Raw genomic sequence first — 14022 nt, 5'->3', positions numbered from 1 at the left:
ACGACGATTGGAAGCTGACCATGCCGATGACCCGCCCGGTTCGCCTTGCCGTTTCGATGCTGGCGATCAGCGTCGTGCTGGGCGGGTGCGCGGCGACGCGCGACGGCGCGCAGGCGCCGACGCAGCCGGAGATCGTGGCGCGGGGCAAGCCGATCCTCTCCATCGCCGGGCTGCGGTTCAAGGATCTCAACGCATCGGGGACGCTCGAGCGTTATGAGGATTGACGGATCGCGCCCGAGCTGCGTGCACGCGATCTGGTCGCGCGGATGACGCTCGCCGAAAAGGCCGGGATGATGCTGATCGCAACGCACAATCCCGATTGCGACGGATCGGTCACGGCGGATGGGCGCGCGCTGATCGAGAAGGAGGAGATGAGCCGCTTCATCCTGCGCGCCACCGTTTCTACCCAGCCGGCCGATTGTTCGGTCAAGCTGACCGGCTACCGTCTGCGCGGCGGCTATCGCCGAACCCCTGAGCAGATGGCGCGCTTCACCAATGCGGTGCAGGAATTGCGCGAGGGGACGCGGCTCGGCATCCCGGCACTGTTCAAGGACAATGCCCGCAACCATGTCGAGGTCAGCCCGACCTTTGGCATCGGGCAGGGGGCGGGGGCCTTTACCGAATTTCCCAAGGAAGCGGGCCTCGCCGCCGCCGCGCTCGGCGCTGCTGCGCCACCGCGCGCTGATGTCGGTACGCCGCCCGCCGGGCTGCGCGGCATGTATGGTTACATGGCCGATCGATCCTGGCGAGCTTTGGCGCGAGCGACGCGGCGCAGATCGACGTGCTGACCGGGCGGCGGGCGCCAGCGGGGCGGTTGCCGTTCGCACTGCCCGCGTCACTGGCTGCGGTCGATCGCCAGCATTCCGACGCGCCGGGCTATGGCGAGACCGAGCAGGGGACGCTCTACCCTTACGGATTTGGTCTGACCTATCGCTGAGCGGAACGCGCCGCTCAGCCCAGCGCTTGAGCGTAACGCGCGCGCTGTGATGCCGACAGCTTGCGCGCTTCCTCGATCGCGCGCTCTTCGGTGGCGAACAACAGGCTGTCCAGCACCGCCGACAGATGCGCGCGCATCGCCGCCCGCGCGGTCCCGGGGTTGCGCGTGCGCAGTGCGTCGAGGATCACCTGATGCTCATCGACCACCGGCTTGACGTTGGCCGACCGTGCCTTGGCATAGAGCAGCGCGCTTTCTGGCGACTTGGCCCGCAGCGACCACAGCGTGTCGATCAGGTTGACCATCGCCGCATTGCGCGTCGCCCCGGCGATCGTCAAGTGGAACTGGTGATCGGCATCTTCGGTGCCGGCATTGCGCTCATTCTCGCGCGCCATCTCGTCGATCAGCTTTGCCAGCGTGTCGAGTTCCTCGTCGGTGATGTGCGCCGCGGCGAGTGCCGCCGCCTCGCCCTCGATCAACAGCCGTGCTTCGGTCAGCTCGAACGCGGTGACATTGAACTCCGCCTGACCTGCGGCGCTGGGCAGGCCGCGTAGATAGGCGCCCGATCCGACCCGCACCTCGACGATGCCCTGCACTTCCAGCGCGATGATCGCCTCGCGGATGGTCGGGCGGCTGACATTATACTCGATCGCCAGCTCGCGTTCGGTCGGCAGGCGGTCGCCAGGCTGGTAGCGGCCGCTCGCGAACACCTCCAGCAATCGCCGCGCAATTGCCTGGTACAGCCGATCTCTGCCGCCTTCGCCGTCGTTCACCATTGTTACTCTCGATCATTCTGGCGCTGAGCCATTTCCGTACAGCTACCGTGATATCGCCCGATTGGCCAGACCCGTCCGGACACCCTTACGACGCGATCCTATGGGGATTTGGATGCGGCACGTACAAAAGCTCGTTTATGTGCAGCGTGGCTATGGCGTGACCAATTATATCGTATCGTCCTGACCACATGGAAGAATGGACGCGCGCTGAGAGAGGTAGACTAAGATGAACTGTGCAAAATTGGTAAGTTCGGCCGCGCGTGCGCGCTGATCGTCGGGTGCGCAGGCTTTGCCGCGCCGGCGTTCGCGCAGGACGCTGCGCCAGCCGATGCTGGTGCGGCTTCGGACGAAATCGTCATCACCGCCCAGAAGCGCGAACAGCATGTCCTCGACCACGACGAGTCAATCAGGCGTAAAACCGGCGATTTCAGGCGTTTATGCCTGGTGACCCCTACGGGACTCGAACCCGTGTTTTCGCCGTGAGAGGGCGACGTCCTAGACCGCTAGACGAAGGGGCCGCGCGAGCGGAAGCGGGGCCTTTATCGGCGGGTGGGCGGGGCGTCAACCCGCGTGGGTGAAAACACCGGGCGGGGTAGCGTTCGTCACAATCGCGTCCTATCTGGCAAATAATGGTGCGTTCTACCCGATCAATGGACTGGGGCTTCCCCCGCTGGCGCGCTTATGGTGCCGAGCGTGAGGCAATGAAGGTGCGGCTGTGCGATCGCGACGGCTGTGACAAGCCGGGGGATCGCCCCGCACCCAAATCGCCCAATAGCCCCGAGCGCTGGTATTTCTGCGAAGAACATGCCGGTGAATACAACCGCAACTGGAACTATTTCGAAGGCCTGACCGCCGAGGAAGCCGCCCAGCGCGAGGTGGATGAGCGCCGCACCGCGGACGGCTATTCCGAGAGCAAGCATAATGCCTGGGCCGGCCCGGGCGACGGTTCGCGGTCGCGCGACGAGATGCGCGCGCTCGACGTGCTGGAGCTGGATCCGGACGCCACCTTTGAAGCCATACGCACTGCATGGCGGCGGCTGGCCAAGTCGAACCATCCCGATATCCGTCCCGGCGATGCCGAGGCGGCGAAGCGGTTTCAGGCGATCCAGGCCGCCTATGAAGTGCTGCGCGCTGCCGAAGAGCGGCGGCAATGGCGGCCGGATTGAAGGCGCGCGTTCGGTCCAACTGGGCAAATGCGGTGCTGGTCTGCGCCAAATGCTCCAAAAAGCTGGATGGCGGATTCGGGCCCAAGGGGCGGCAGCCGCTCGGCAAGGCACTGCGCAAGCATCTTCATTTGAAGAAGGGGCGTAAGGCGGCGGCGGGAATCGTCGACGTCAAATGCCTCGGCGTCTGTCCGCGCGGTGCGGTGACCGTCGTGAACGGTGCGGCGAGCCGTGAATGGCTGCTGGTGCCGGTCGGAGCCAATCTCGATGCGGTGGCCGATGAACTTGGCCTGGGCTGATCGCGCCCGCTTGCGCGCGACGGCGGGTGCGTTAGGGTTCGCGCCGTGACGCCGTCATCGCCCTCCGCAATCCTCGCGCGCAAGCGGCTGGCCGATGCGCTGATTTCGGTCGGCCGTGGCGACCGCGCCGCGCTCGCTGAGGTCTATAATCTGACCAGCGCGAAGCTTTTCGGGATTTGCCTGCGTATCTGTGGGAGCCGGGAGGAAGCAGAGGACGTGGTGCAGGAAGTCTATGTGAAGGTATGGCAACGGGCGGGGCGGTTCGACCCTGAACGCGCCAGCCCGATCACCTGGCTTGCCGCGATCGCCCGCAACAGCGCGATCGACCGGCTGCGCGCGCGCCCGGCAACCGCAGCTGCGTCGATCGACGCGGCCGCGATGGTCGCTGACGACCGCCCCGCCGCCGACGCCGTGATCGAGGATGCGCAGGAGCAGGGTCGCATGCGCGCCTGTCTCGATGCGCTGGAGGCGCGCGCGTCTTCGGCGATCCGGGCGGCCTTTTTCGGCGGTCTCACCTATGCCGAACTGGCTGAGCGCGACCGGGTGCCGCTCGGCACGATGAAGACGTGGATCCGCCGCGGCCTGTTGCAGTTGAAGGCGTGCCTGGGCGATGGTTGACCCGATGGACCTTCCCGACGAACGCGAACTGCTTGCCGCCGAGCTTGCGCTGGGCGTGCTCGAGGGCGAGGCGCTGGCAGCCGCCAACCGCCGCCTGCTGACTGACGCCGCCTTTGCCGAAGAGGTCGAGGCGTGGCGCGAGCGGCTGGTGGGCATGGCGCTCGACGTGCCCGACGAAGTGCCATCGGAACAGCTTTGGAGCCGGATCGAGCAGGCGATCGATGGTATCGGTCCTGCGCCTGTGGTCGATCTGGTGCCGCGTCGCCAACTGCGCCGCTGGCAGTTCGGCACCGCCATCGCCGGCGCAGCCGCGGCTGCGCTGGCCGTGATCCTCGTCATCCCGCTTCCGGAGCCGTCGATCATCCCGCCGCCGACACAGGTCGCGGCGCAGCCCGCCATCGTGGCGCAGCTGCGCGGCGAGGGGGAGGGGCTGCTGGTCGCCGCGCGCTATGACCCGGCGACCGCACAGCTGCGGCTGGTTGCCCAGGATATGGGCGCGGACCAGCGCGTGCCTGAGCTGTGGATCATCCCCGAGGACGGTATCCCGCGCTCGCTCGGCGTCATTCGGCCGGCGGGTGATACCCAGCTCGTGGTCGCCGAAGGGCATCGGTCGATGATGCATGACGGCGCGACGCTCGCGATCACGATGGAGCCGCGCGCGACTGCGCCGCATCCCGCGCCGACTGGCCCGCGCGTGGCTGCAGGAAAAATTTTCGGCATCTGACATCCGGCGCGCATCCGCGTCCGTATCTCCTGCGCAACCCGGTCACGAGGCGGCCGGGCACTGCCACGAAAGCAGGAGGATGTATGAAGTTTCGTACCTCGCATTTCGCATTGGCGCTCGCCGGTGCCGCGCTGGCCACCGGTTCGGTTGCCGTTGCCGGTCAGACCAAGATGGTCGGCGGTGCCGCCATGTACCCGACCAAGGATATCGTCGATAACGCGGTCAATTCGAAGGATCACACGACCCTGGTCGCGGCGGTGAAGGCCGCTGGCCTGGTCGACACGCTCAAGTCGCCCGGACCGTTCACCGTGTTCGCGCCGACCAACGCCGCGTTTGCCAAGCTCCCCGCCGGCACCGTCGACACGCTGCTGAAGCCGGAGAACAAGGGCACGCTGACCGCCGTGCTCACCTATCATGTCGTGCCCGGCAAGATGATGGCCGCCGACATCGCGGCCAAGGCCAAGGCGAATGGCGGCAAGCTCGAGCTGACCACGGTTCAGGGCGAGAAGATCACCCTGTCGATGCGCGGTTCGGGCTGGATCGTCACCGATGCCAAGGGCGGCACGTCCAACATCACCATCGCCGATGTGGCGCAGAAGAACGGCGTGATCCACGTGGTGGACTCGGTGCTTCTGCCCTGATCGACCCCCGTCGCGCGGGTTTTTACCCGGTCCCGCGCGGCACCCCGCCGGTGTTGTTTCCCTCTTTAACCATCGGCGGGACTACCGCCCGCCCGGCCACTGTCTCTCAGGCCGGGCGGGTACGGTTGAGCCAGCGCGCGGCGCGCGGAAAGCGCGGCAGGATCAGCCGGTCGAACACGAACACGACGATCAGCGACAGCGCCAGCATCGGTAGCAGGGCCGCCATGATCAGCGTGATCGCCGCCACCACGCGGAGCTTTGTATCGGCAGGACGCGGCGGTGCGCCGAGCGATGCGTCTGGGCGTCGCCGCCACCACATGACGACGCCGCTCACCGCCAGCAACATCAGCGCGAGCGCCGTCAACACGCCGATCAGCTGGTTGATCCACCCAAACAACTGCCCTTCGTGCCAGGCGATGCCATAACCGATCACCCGGTCGATCGGGTGCTTGTCGGCGAAACCGCTGCGCGCGATGACGCTGCCGCTCATCGGGTCAAAGGTGACGGTGCGCGCGATCGGGCGGTTCTGCGTCGCGCTGGTCAGTTTCCAGATATTGCCATTGGGCGGCCCGAACTGCGCGGGCGCGCCGGGCGGCGAGAGGATCGCGGGGGCGGGGACCCCCTCCGCCTGTGCGCGCGCCACCATATCGGTCAGCGTCATGCCGATCGGCACGGGCTTCCCGCTCGCCGCCGCGCGCAGCATCGCCTCATGGTCGTGCTCGGCATGCAGATCGACGCCGCCCTTCCATTGCTGCGGCCCCTGCACCAGTCCCAGCTCCGCGCGCACCGCGCGGAAGGCGGTGGCCCAGCCATCGGTCCAGGGCAGGCCGGACACAAGCAGCACCAGCGCCAGCCCGGAAACCCAGAAGCCCGTCACCGCATGCAGATCGCGCCACATGACGCGCCCGCGCGCGTGCAGCCGCGGCCACAGCACACCCGCCAGTCCCCGCCCACGCGGCCACCACAGATACAGGCCCGACAGGATCAGCAGGATCGCCCAGCTCGCGGCAATCTCGACCAAAAACCCGCCCCATTGGCCAAGCAGCAGCGAGCCGTGGATGCGTGAGACGGTCGCCGCGATCCGCGCCTCGGGATCGTCGACCGCGATCACTTCCCCCTGCGGAGACACCGCGATATCGCGCATGCCCCCGTCGGCTAGTCCGACATGGATCACGGCGGCGTCACCCGACGCTGCGGGCAGGCGGTAGCTGTGGAAGCGCGCCCCCGGCACCGCCGCCAGCGCTGCCTTCAGCTGCGCGTCGGGCGTCACCGCGGCAACCGGCAGCCCGCGCCAGTCGCGCTCCTGCCACGCATCGAGTTGCGGCTTGAACAGATAGATCGCCCCGGTCAGCGCGAGCAACAGGATGAACGGCACCACGATCAGCCCGGCATAGAAATGCCAGCGCCAGATCGCGCGGTAGAGCCGCCCTGCTTCGGCGCTCATCCGGCGTAGCGTTCCGCCGTTGCGCGGATCAGCGCGATCATGTTGGGGATGCCCTGCGTCCGGTTGGAGCTGAGCTGGTTGCGCAGGTCGAACGGCGCGAGCGCGCCTTCGATGTCGGTCGCCAGAATTTCGCCCGGCGCGCGGTCCTGCACCGTCAGCAGGACCAGCGCGATGATCCCCTTGGTGATCGCGGCATTGCTGTCGGCCAGAAAATGCAGCGTCCCGTCGTCGCGCACCGTGGGATAAACCCACACCGCTGCCGAACAGCCGCGCACCAAGGTCGCATCCGTCTTGAGCGCGTCGGGCATCGGCTCCAGCGCCTTGCCCAGGTCGATCAGCAACCGGTAGCGGTCGTCGGCGTCGAGAAACTCATATTCGTCGGTCAGGTCGGACAGGCTGGTCATGCCGCGCCCTTAGCGGGGCGGCGCGCCCGCGTCACCCGGTCTTGCGTGCAACCATGTGCGGCCCCTAGGCTGGTCTGACGGTAGGGGAGAGCGTGGATGCTGAGATTGATCGGGCTGGGACTGGCAACGACGGTATTGGCGGCGCCCGCGCCCGCGCGACAGTCGCAACCTGCTGTCATGACCCAGCGCGAGGTCGTCTATCGCACCACCGATACCGGCCCGCTGCACCTCGACCTCCACCGCCCAAGCAGCGCCAAGGGCAAACGCGCGCCGGTGCTCGTCGTCATCCATGGCGGGGCCTGGGCGCGCGGCGAGCGGCCCAAGGGCTGGACCGGCTATCGCCGCTTCGTCGATGCCGGGTTCGCGGTGGTCAGCATGCAATATCGCCTGTCGGGCCAAGCCCGCGCGCCAGCAGCGGTCGAGGATTTGCGCTGCGTGATGGGCTGGATTGCGCGCGCGGCGGAGCGGGAGGGGCTGGACCCGCAGCGGATCGTCCTGCTGGGCACATCGGCGGGCGCACATCTCGCGCTGATGGCGGCCTATGTCGACGCCAGCGAGGGCCTCGACCCGGCCGAATGCGGACCCGCGCCGCGCGCCGCTGCGGTGATCGACTTTTACGGCCCGACCGATCTGCGCCCGCAATCGCTCGGCGCGTGGAACAGTCCCTCGATCGGCGCTTGGGTTGGGCAGGGGCAGGCGGGCGCCGCAATGGCCGCCCGCATGTCGCCGATCACCCGCGTCCGCGCGGGCCAGCCCCCGGTCTTCATCGTCCATGGCGATGCCGACCCGGTGGTCCCGCTCGCCGCATCGATCGCGCTGAAAGCCGCGCTCGAGCGGGCGAAGGTGCCGACCGAACTCCATGTCGTGCCGGGCGGGGTGCATGGGAAATTCGGTGCCGAGGTGCAGGACCGGCTGATGGCCGATGCGGTGACCTTCCTGAAGCGCCACCGCGTGATCGAGTGATTGGTTCGCCGCACCCAATGGGGCGCGGGGTGGCCCTTCGACAAGCTCAGGGCAAACGGAGGTTTGAGCCCCTCCCTCCGTTTGTGCTGAGCTTGTCGAAGCACGAAGCGAGTCGCTCGGCGGGCTAAGGGTGGGAGCGGCGTCTGCAGCTGCCGCTCCCATGGTGCAGTGGCGGTGGCCTCCCAACCGTTCCGCCGCTGCTCCGGGGGCTCTTTATCCGTGCGGTGCCGGCCCGCTCCCCCACCCGGCCACCCAACGCGAGTGTATTCTATGGGTGGCCGGGTGGGGGAGCGGGCCGGCACCGCGCACGATCAAAGATCCACGCCTGCAGCAATCGCCTCAAGCTTGCGGATGCGTTCCTTGAGGTCCGCGATCTCGATCCGTGCGCCGGCATTGCCCTGCGCGGCGGAAGCCGTTTCGCCCGGGTGCACCAGCGACAGTTCCTGCCGCTTGAGTGCCAGCCAGCCGCGCCATCCGGCGAGGCCCGCTCCGGTCACCATGCCAAGGCCCGCAAGGGTCGCCAGCGCCATGACCATGTAGAAATTGGGGTCGGTCATCACATCCTCCTCCGGTTCTGGCCGGACTTCAGTTGCGCCAAAATTCAGTTTTTGCCGTCGCGCAGCTTCTCGATCTCGCGGTCGAGGCTGACGCTCGAATGATTGTCGGTGATCACTCGCTCCAGCACCGCGATGCGGTCCTTCAGCGTGCGCACTTCCTGCTCCAGGCGGCGGGCTTCGGCGCTCGCCGCGGGATCATGGGCGACATAATCGTTGCCACGGCCATCCTTCTGGATGCCCATCTTGGCGCGGACGATGTTGCCGATGGTTACGATCGCTACGATCGCCACCACCATGAACGCCCAATCCATATCCTGCCTCCTGTTCGTGTGATCTTGGGTTAGCCCGGGGGCTTATTCGGCCGGCTGAGCCGCCGCTTCGCGCGCCAATCGCTCGGCGCGGCGCGCGGGGCGGTCGCGCATCTCGGCCATCGTGACGCCGATCGCGCCAATGACGCCCAGCACCGCGAAAACTCCGATCAACATGGTAGATACTCCCTCACAAAATTCTTTGGTTCAGTTTACCGGCCGGTCGTCGCGCAGCCGTTCAATCTCGTCGGCCAGGTCGACACCCTTGTCGGTGACAATCCGCTCCAGCACCCGCACCCGCTGCTCCAGCCGCTCGGTATGCGCCGCATATTGCGCGGCCTTTTCGGCGGTTTTTGCGCTCAGCGCTTCGGCCATCTTCTCTTTGTGCTTCAGCCAGCGTCGGAACATGTCGCCGCCGACGCCGAGGATCACCGGGATGCCGACCACGATGAAGAAGAAGCCGAGGATAAAGCTCTGTTTGTCGCCCATCGTCCCGTCCTCAGTTCTTGCCCAACCGCAGCGCTTCGATCTCGCGATCCAGCGCGTGGCTGCTGTCGGTCACGATCCGCTCGACATTGGCCAGCCGGTCCTTGACCGAACCCAGTTCCGCGCGGAGCTGGGCATTTTCCTGGCTGATCAGCTTGATCCGCTCGATCATCTCGTCATTCTTCTGCGGATAGACCGCCTGGCCCCAGGCCCCGTCGAGCGGATAGCCATTCTTGATGCGGAGCCAGGTGGTGAACATCCACCCGATCATTCCGGCCACGCCGACGATCGCAATCGTGGGGGCCAGTGCGCTGAAAAACTGAATCTTTTCCATCTGCTTCGTCCTTCTCAGCGCAGGCTGTCGATCTCGCGGGCGGTCCGCTCGGCGGGGTCGGTGGCGATGCGTTCGAGCACCGCGATCCGCTCCTCCAACCGGCTGATCTGCCCGGTCAGCCGCTCATTCTCGTTCGTCAGCAGCTCGATCTTGCGATCCGCCTGGGGGTTTTCCTTGGTGGTCGTCCCCATCCATTCATTTTCGATCGGGTATCCGTGCTTGGCGCGGATCCAGGTCGAAGCGAGCCAGCCAAAGGTCGTGATCGCGATGATGGCGATGACGAAGCCCGGTCCACCCCAGTTCATGTTTAGTCTCCCTGTTCGGATCGGCGCGCGCTCAGCGCAGGCGCTCGATCTCGTCGGCGAGCTGCGTGTTGCGGCTCGTATAGTAGGTCTCGATGTCGGCCATGCGGCGATCGATGTCGCGCAGCTTGGAGCGGACTTCCTGGGTCGAGCGGCGCGGATTGGCGCGCACGCCCTGCCAGAATTTTGCATCCTCGGCATTTTCGTAGAGGCCCATCGGCTTCTGCGACACGACCATGGCGAGGCCGACATAGACAAAGAACATCAGCGGAAAGGTTGCAAAGAACAGGATCAGGAAACCCAGGCGGATCCACAACGGGTCTACCCCGGTATATTCGCCCAGACCTTCACAGATCCCGAGCCACTTGCCGTTGACCTTGTCGCGATACAGTTGCGTGCGGCTGACAGACATCTCAGTTCCTCCGTGCGCGTTCATAGTCGGGGAGTTCGCGGGCCGGCGGCGTATCATTGCTGCGCAGGCGGAACTCGGGATTATCGGCGGCGATGATCCGCTCGATGGTGTGTAGGCGATCCTCCAGGCGACGCGCCGTATAGTGCAGCTCGTCGAGCAGGCTTTCGTCTTCGCCGGTCAGCGTCTTGGCCTGCTTCCACTTGGTGACATAGTGGAGGATGACCCAGGGCATGCCGATGAAGAGCATGCCGACGACGACGATCGGGACCAGGATATCTTCCATGGCTTAGTTCCCTTTGTTCAGACGCGCCTTGAGCGCGGCCAGCTCGGCATCGACCTTCTCGGCCGACTGGAGCTCGGCAATCTCTTCCTCCAGCGACTTCTTCGGCGCGCCCAGCGCCAGCGCATCGGCGCGGCCCTCGGCAAAATCGACGCGGCGCTCGAGCAGGTCGAAGCGGCTGAACGCGTCGCTGACCTTCGACCCGTGCGTCATCTCGCGCAGCTTGACGCGGTTGTTGGCGCTTTCCAGGCGGGTCATGATCGCATTCTGGCGGGCACGAGCGTCGCGCAGCTTGGTCTGCAGCTTGGCGATATCCTCTTCCGACGCGCGTAGCGCATCGTCGAGTACCGCGATCTCCGCATTCAGCTGATCGCACATGTCATATGCCTTCTGACGCTCGACCAGTGCGGCCTTGGCGAGGTCCTCGCGGTCCTTGCTCAGCGCCAGCTCGGCCTTTTCGGTCCAGCTCATCTGGAGGTTTTCCAGCTTGGCGATGTGGCGGCGCATTTCCTTCTGGTCGGCGATGGTGCGGGCCGCGCTGGCGCGGACCTCGACCAGCGTCTCCTCCATTTCGAGGATGATCATGCGGATCATCTTCGCCGGGTCTTCCGCCTTGTCGAGCAGGTCGGTGAAGTTGGCGGCGATGATGTCGCGGGTGCGAGAGAAAATGCCCATCTGAACTTAGCTCCTTGGAAACTCGTGCCGCCGGGCGGGCTAGGGGGTGCCCGCCCGGCGGGATCGCTTACGCGATGGCTCGGGTGGAAACCGCGACCCCATCCGTCGCCGTGACGGCGGGGCCGACCACGGTTGCCAGGCTGGTGGTGCTGACGATCAGGGTGCAGACCAGCGCCGCCAGCGTGGTGCGAAAGCTGTTGTGGCCCTTATACATTGTTTCCGTCCCTCAATTTCTTCGTGTCGTTGCCGCCCTTCGCGGCATGCCAGACACTTTGCACGGGGCGTGCCAATTCGATTTTACCGCAGATTTCCGCCACTTTCTGGCCAGAAGGTGAAGGGGTCGAAACTTCGCACTTGCCAAAACTTGGGAAAATATCCCAAGAGTTCGGCATGGAGCGCACCACCCATGTCGTCGGCCAGTCGGGCGCCTTTTTGGACGCGCTCGAGCTCGCCTCGCGCGCGGCGGCGCTGGACCGTCCGGTGCTCGTCATCGGGGAGCGCGGGACCGGTAAGGAACTGGTCGCAGAGCGCCTGCACCGCCTGTCTCCGCGCTGGGATCAGCCTTTGGTGGTGATGAACTGCGCCGCGCTGCCGGAAACGCTGATCGAGGCCGAACTGTTCGGGCATGAGGCTGGATCGTTTACCGGCGCGACCAAGGGCCGGCCTGGCCGGTTTGAAGAGGCCGATGGCGGCACCCTGTTCCTCGACGAGCTCGGCACGCTCAGCATGGCGGCGCAGGATCGCCTGCTGCGCGCGGTCGAATATGGCGAGATTACCCGGATCGGATCGTCGCGCCCGATGCGTGTCGATGTCCGCATCGTCGCCGCGACCAATGAGGATCTGCCCGACCGCGTCGAGAAGGGGACGTTTCGTGCCGACTTGCTCGACCGGTTGAGTTTCGAAGTGGTGACGCTGCCGCCATTGCGCGCCCGCGCTGGCGATGTGCTCGTGCTCGCGGAGTTTTTCGGGCGGCGCATGGCGGCTGAGCTGGGGCTGGAATGGCAGGGCTTCGGCCCGACCGCGCTCGACGCACTGACAACGCATAGCTGGCCCGGCAATGTGCGCGAGTTGCGCAATGTGGTCGAGCGTTCGGTGTATCGCTGGGACCGGTCGGGCCCAGTCGATGCGATCCAGATCGACCCCTTCGCCTCGCCCTATCGTCCGCGCCCGTTGCCGCAGGGAATACCCGGCAATGCCGCGCCGGTGCAGCTGACCACCGAGGAACCCGGCCCGCTGCCGCGCAGCGAGGACGACCTGTCCGGCGACTTCAAGAGCCGCGTCAACCGCTTCGAACGCGAACTGCTCAGCCGCGCGCTATCGGAAAACCGCTTCAACCAGCGCGCAACCGCCGAAGCGCTGGGCCTCAGCTACGATCAACTCCGCCACGCGCTCAAGCGCCACGACCTGCTCAACGCGGGCGGCTGATCGCCCCACTCGATCCTGCCCGCAGAAAAATTTGTGCGGCATTCATTGGCGTCATGCGTTAGGCGGTCGCGAACCAAAAAAACGGAGGGACATCCCATGGCGTTCGAACTTCCCACGCTGCCCTATGCCAAGGACGCGCTTGCGCCGACGATCTCGGCCGAGACGCTCGAATTCCACTATGGCAAGCATCACAAGGCCTATGTCGACAAGACCAATGGTTTCGTCGCGGACAAGGGGCTGGAAGGCAAGTCGCTGGTCGAGGTGATCAAGCATGCCAAGGAAACCGGCGACAAGGGCCTGTTCAACAACAGCGCTCAGATCTGGAACCACAGCTTCTACTGGTTCGGCCTGACGCCCGAAACCAAGGAGCCGACCGGCAAGCTCGCGGAGCTGATCGAAGCCAAGTTCGGTTCGAAGGAAGAGCTGGTCAAGCAGCTGATCGCCGAATCCACCGCGCACTTCTCGAACGGCTGGGGCTGGCTGGTGCTCGACGGCGACGAGATCAAGGTGACCTCGCTCCACGACGCCGACACGCCGGTCGTCTATGACTATAAGCCGCTGCTGACGATCGATGTGTGGGAACACGCCTATTACATCGACTATCGCAACGCGCGCCCGGGCTATCTCGAAGCGATCACCAAGATCATCGACTGGGACTTCGTCGCCGCCAACCTCGACGGCGAAGGCGTCAGCCGCGCCGACCAGGCCGGCTGATCACCAATTCCGCTCGATCATTGCGGTACTGACATGATATCGACCGGTGGTCCGCCCCGCCGGTCGATTTCGATTCGGGGCGGGCGTGTGGCGTTTCCTTTTCTGACCAAGAGGATGTCCCATGCCCCAGTTTCGCACACAGGTGGTTCTTGTCCTGGCGGGTAGCGCCGTCGTGGCAACCGGCATTGCGTTCGCGCGGCAACCCGCAGCCCCCGTCTCGCTCAGTCCTTCCGCTTTGAAAGTGGCGCAGGGTGCCGCACCGCAGCCGCAAATCGATTCCCTTAAGGCCGAGATCGCTCAGCTGAAGCAGCAGATTGCGGGATTGCAGACCGCGCAGAAAACGATCTCAGCCAAGGGTTTCGAAAATGCGGGCCGGATCGGCACCATCGAGAAGGCGTTCAACGGCCACAGCCATCACATCGCGATGATCGCTCCGTCGAACACGCCGCAGGGCTGGACATTCCATTTCATGCCGCGGCAGACCACGGTGCCCACGCAGTTCTGCAAGCAAACCGGCGCGAACACCGCGTCAAACCCGTGGACCTGCACGCCGCCCTGACCGG

General features: G+C 65.8%; 26 protein-coding genes and 1 tRNA gene. 12 read left to right on the top strand and 15 right to left on the bottom strand.

What is annotated here, in order from left to right; translation table 11 throughout:
- The first annotated feature begins 20 nt into the window (after positions 1 to 20).
- From ACRYLO_RS07790 to ACRYLO_RS07780, 3 genes are read left to right on the top strand one after another with little or no spacing between them, the layout of a single operon-like run.
- Entirely contained in the window at positions 21 to 224 is a 204-nt protein-coding gene (locus ACRYLO_RS07790) for a hypothetical protein (protein WP_482659636.1), read from the top strand.
- Positions 225 to 266: 42 nt separating this feature from the next.
- Positions 267 to 788, top strand: a complete 522-nt coding sequence (locus ACRYLO_RS07785) for a hypothetical protein (protein ID WP_482659635.1) — start codon at positions 267 to 269, stop codon at positions 786 to 788.
- A 26-nt stretch (positions 789 to 814) separates the two neighbouring features.
- On the top strand, positions 815 to 937 hold the full coding sequence (locus ACRYLO_RS07780; RefSeq protein WP_482659634.1) for a hypothetical protein: 123 nt from the start codon (positions 815 to 817) through the stop codon (positions 935 to 937).
- Between the two features lie 14 nt (positions 938 to 951).
- Here the strand turns inward: ACRYLO_RS07780 and ACRYLO_RS07775 are convergent, their stop codons facing one another.
- The 3 genes from ACRYLO_RS07775 to ACRYLO_RS07765 form a co-directional block, all read right to left on the bottom strand.
- Positions 952 to 1710 (bottom strand): FadR/GntR family transcriptional regulator, encoded by a 759-nt coding sequence (locus ACRYLO_RS07775; RefSeq protein WP_482659633.1) that lies wholly within the window; start codon positions 1708 to 1710, stop codon positions 952 to 954.
- Positions 1711 to 1875: 165 nt separating this feature from the next.
- Positions 1876 to 2094: a hypothetical protein gene (locus tag ACRYLO_RS07770; RefSeq protein WP_482659632.1), complete on the bottom strand. Its 219-nt coding sequence runs from the start codon at positions 2092 to 2094 to the stop codon at positions 1876 to 1878.
- Positions 2095 to 2152: 58 nt separating this feature from the next.
- Positions 2153 to 2228, bottom strand: a tRNA-Glu gene (locus tag ACRYLO_RS07765).
- 111 nt (positions 2229 to 2339) lie between these two features.
- Between ACRYLO_RS07765 and ACRYLO_RS07760 the strand changes: the two genes are divergently transcribed.
- The 5 genes from ACRYLO_RS07760 to ACRYLO_RS07740 all read left to right on the top strand — a co-directional run bounded on the left by ACRYLO_RS07760 (position 2340) and on the right by ACRYLO_RS07740 (position 5155).
- Entirely contained in the window at positions 2340 to 2876 is a 537-nt protein-coding gene (locus ACRYLO_RS07760) for a J domain-containing protein (protein ID WP_482659631.1), read from the top strand.
- The gene (locus ACRYLO_RS07755; RefSeq protein WP_482659630.1) at positions 2861 to 3172 is read left to right on the top strand and encodes a (2Fe-2S) ferredoxin domain-containing protein; all 312 of its coding nucleotides are present in this window, start codon (positions 2861 to 2863) and stop codon (positions 3170 to 3172) included. Before ACRYLO_RS07760 ends, ACRYLO_RS07755 begins: the two co-directional genes overlap by 16 nt.
- A gap of 45 nt (positions 3173 to 3217) precedes the next feature.
- Positions 3218 to 3790 (top strand): sigma-70 family RNA polymerase sigma factor, encoded by a 573-nt coding sequence (locus ACRYLO_RS07750; RefSeq protein ID WP_482659629.1) that lies wholly within the window; start codon positions 3218 to 3220, stop codon positions 3788 to 3790.
- Positions 3783 to 4514, top strand: a complete 732-nt coding sequence (locus tag ACRYLO_RS07745; protein ID WP_482659628.1) for an anti-sigma factor — start codon at positions 3783 to 3785, stop codon at positions 4512 to 4514. The genes ACRYLO_RS07750 and ACRYLO_RS07745 overlap by 8 nt, the downstream gene beginning before the upstream one ends.
- Positions 4515 to 4597: 83 nt before the next feature.
- Positions 4598 to 5155 carry a fasciclin domain-containing protein gene (locus ACRYLO_RS07740; protein ID WP_482659627.1) on the top strand — a complete coding sequence of 186 codons (558 nt, stop codon included), beginning with the start codon at positions 4598 to 4600 and terminating at the stop codon, positions 5153 to 5155.
- 106 nt (positions 5156 to 5261) lie between these two features.
- Here ACRYLO_RS07740 and ACRYLO_RS07735 read toward each other — a convergent pair whose 3' ends face one another.
- The gene (locus ACRYLO_RS07735) at positions 5262 to 6599 is read right to left on the bottom strand and encodes a PepSY-associated TM helix domain-containing protein (RefSeq protein ID WP_482659626.1); all 1338 of its coding nucleotides are present in this window, start codon (positions 6597 to 6599) and stop codon (positions 5262 to 5264) included.
- Entirely contained in the window at positions 6596 to 7003 is a 408-nt protein-coding gene (locus ACRYLO_RS07730) for a SufE family protein (protein WP_422058110.1), read from the bottom strand. Before ACRYLO_RS07730 ends, ACRYLO_RS07735 begins: the two co-directional genes overlap by 4 nt.
- A gap of 96 nt (positions 7004 to 7099) precedes the next feature.
- On the opposite strand from ACRYLO_RS07730, the gene ACRYLO_RS07725 reads away from it, so the two are divergent.
- Entirely contained in the window at positions 7100 to 7966 is an 867-nt protein-coding gene (locus ACRYLO_RS07725) for an alpha/beta fold hydrolase (protein WP_482659625.1), read from the top strand.
- 311 nt (positions 7967 to 8277) lie between these two features.
- Here the strand turns inward: ACRYLO_RS07725 and ACRYLO_RS07720 are convergent, their stop codons facing one another.
- From ACRYLO_RS07720 to ACRYLO_RS07675, 10 genes are all read right to left on the bottom strand, one after another.
- Complete coding sequence (locus tag ACRYLO_RS07720) at positions 8278 to 8523, bottom strand: hypothetical protein (RefSeq protein ID WP_294017793.1); 246 nt, start codon at positions 8521 to 8523, stop codon at positions 8278 to 8280.
- Between the two features lie 44 nt (positions 8524 to 8567).
- Positions 8568 to 8834 carry a hypothetical protein gene (locus ACRYLO_RS07715; protein WP_482659624.1) on the bottom strand — a complete coding sequence of 89 codons (267 nt, stop codon included), beginning with the start codon at positions 8832 to 8834 and terminating at the stop codon, positions 8568 to 8570.
- 42 nt (positions 8835 to 8876) lie between these two features.
- Positions 8877 to 9008, bottom strand: a complete 132-nt coding sequence (locus tag ACRYLO_RS07710; RefSeq protein ID WP_294017795.1) for a hypothetical protein — start codon at positions 9006 to 9008, stop codon at positions 8877 to 8879.
- Positions 9009 to 9038: 30 nt separating this feature from the next.
- Positions 9039 to 9320 (bottom strand): hypothetical protein, encoded by a 282-nt coding sequence (locus ACRYLO_RS07705; protein ID WP_482659623.1) that lies wholly within the window; start codon positions 9318 to 9320, stop codon positions 9039 to 9041.
- A 10-nt stretch (positions 9321 to 9330) separates the two neighbouring features.
- On the bottom strand, positions 9331 to 9588 hold the full coding sequence (locus tag ACRYLO_RS07700) for a hypothetical protein (RefSeq protein ID WP_482661698.1): 258 nt from the start codon (positions 9586 to 9588) through the stop codon (positions 9331 to 9333).
- Between the two features lie 77 nt (positions 9589 to 9665).
- On the bottom strand, positions 9666 to 9956 hold the full coding sequence (locus tag ACRYLO_RS07695; RefSeq protein WP_482659622.1) for a hypothetical protein: 291 nt from the start codon (positions 9954 to 9956) through the stop codon (positions 9666 to 9668).
- A gap of 31 nt (positions 9957 to 9987) precedes the next feature.
- A complete protein-coding gene (pspC, locus tag ACRYLO_RS07690) occupies positions 9988 to 10365 on the bottom strand; it encodes an envelope stress response membrane protein PspC (RefSeq protein WP_482659621.1) in 378 nt (125 codons plus the stop codon).
- Between the two features lies 1 nt (position 10366).
- A complete protein-coding gene (gene pspB / locus ACRYLO_RS07685; RefSeq protein ID WP_482659620.1) occupies positions 10367 to 10648 on the bottom strand; it encodes an envelope stress response membrane protein PspB in 282 nt (93 codons plus the stop codon).
- Between the two features lie 3 nt (positions 10649 to 10651).
- Positions 10652 to 11320, bottom strand: a complete 669-nt coding sequence (gene pspA / locus ACRYLO_RS07680) for a phage shock protein PspA (protein WP_482659619.1) — start codon at positions 11318 to 11320, stop codon at positions 10652 to 10654.
- A gap of 67 nt (positions 11321 to 11387) precedes the next feature.
- On the bottom strand, positions 11388 to 11534 hold the full coding sequence (locus tag ACRYLO_RS07675; protein ID WP_294017801.1) for a hypothetical protein: 147 nt from the start codon (positions 11532 to 11534) through the stop codon (positions 11388 to 11390).
- Positions 11535 to 11710: 176 nt separating this feature from the next.
- Here ACRYLO_RS07675 and pspF point away from each other — a divergent pair, with 176 nt between their 5' ends.
- The 3 genes from pspF to ACRYLO_RS07660 all read left to right on the top strand — a co-directional run bounded on the left by pspF (position 11711) and on the right by ACRYLO_RS07660 (position 14018).
- Positions 11711 to 12745, top strand: a complete 1035-nt coding sequence (gene pspF, locus ACRYLO_RS07670; protein WP_482659618.1) for a phage shock protein operon transcriptional activator — start codon at positions 11711 to 11713, stop codon at positions 12743 to 12745.
- Positions 12746 to 12841: 96 nt separating this feature from the next.
- Positions 12842 to 13459 carry a superoxide dismutase gene (locus ACRYLO_RS07665; protein ID WP_482659617.1) on the top strand — a complete coding sequence of 206 codons (618 nt, stop codon included), beginning with the start codon at positions 12842 to 12844 and terminating at the stop codon, positions 13457 to 13459.
- 121 nt (positions 13460 to 13580) lie between these two features.
- Complete coding sequence (locus ACRYLO_RS07660; protein ID WP_482659616.1) at positions 13581 to 14018, top strand: hypothetical protein; 438 nt, start codon at positions 13581 to 13583, stop codon at positions 14016 to 14018.
- Positions 14019 to 14022 lie beyond the last annotated feature (4 nt).

The organism is Sphingomonas sp. SDUR79, from assembly GCF_056821745.1.
Note: the sequence above shows the minus strand (reverse complement) of the source record. Positions and strands in the feature narration are given on the sequence as shown.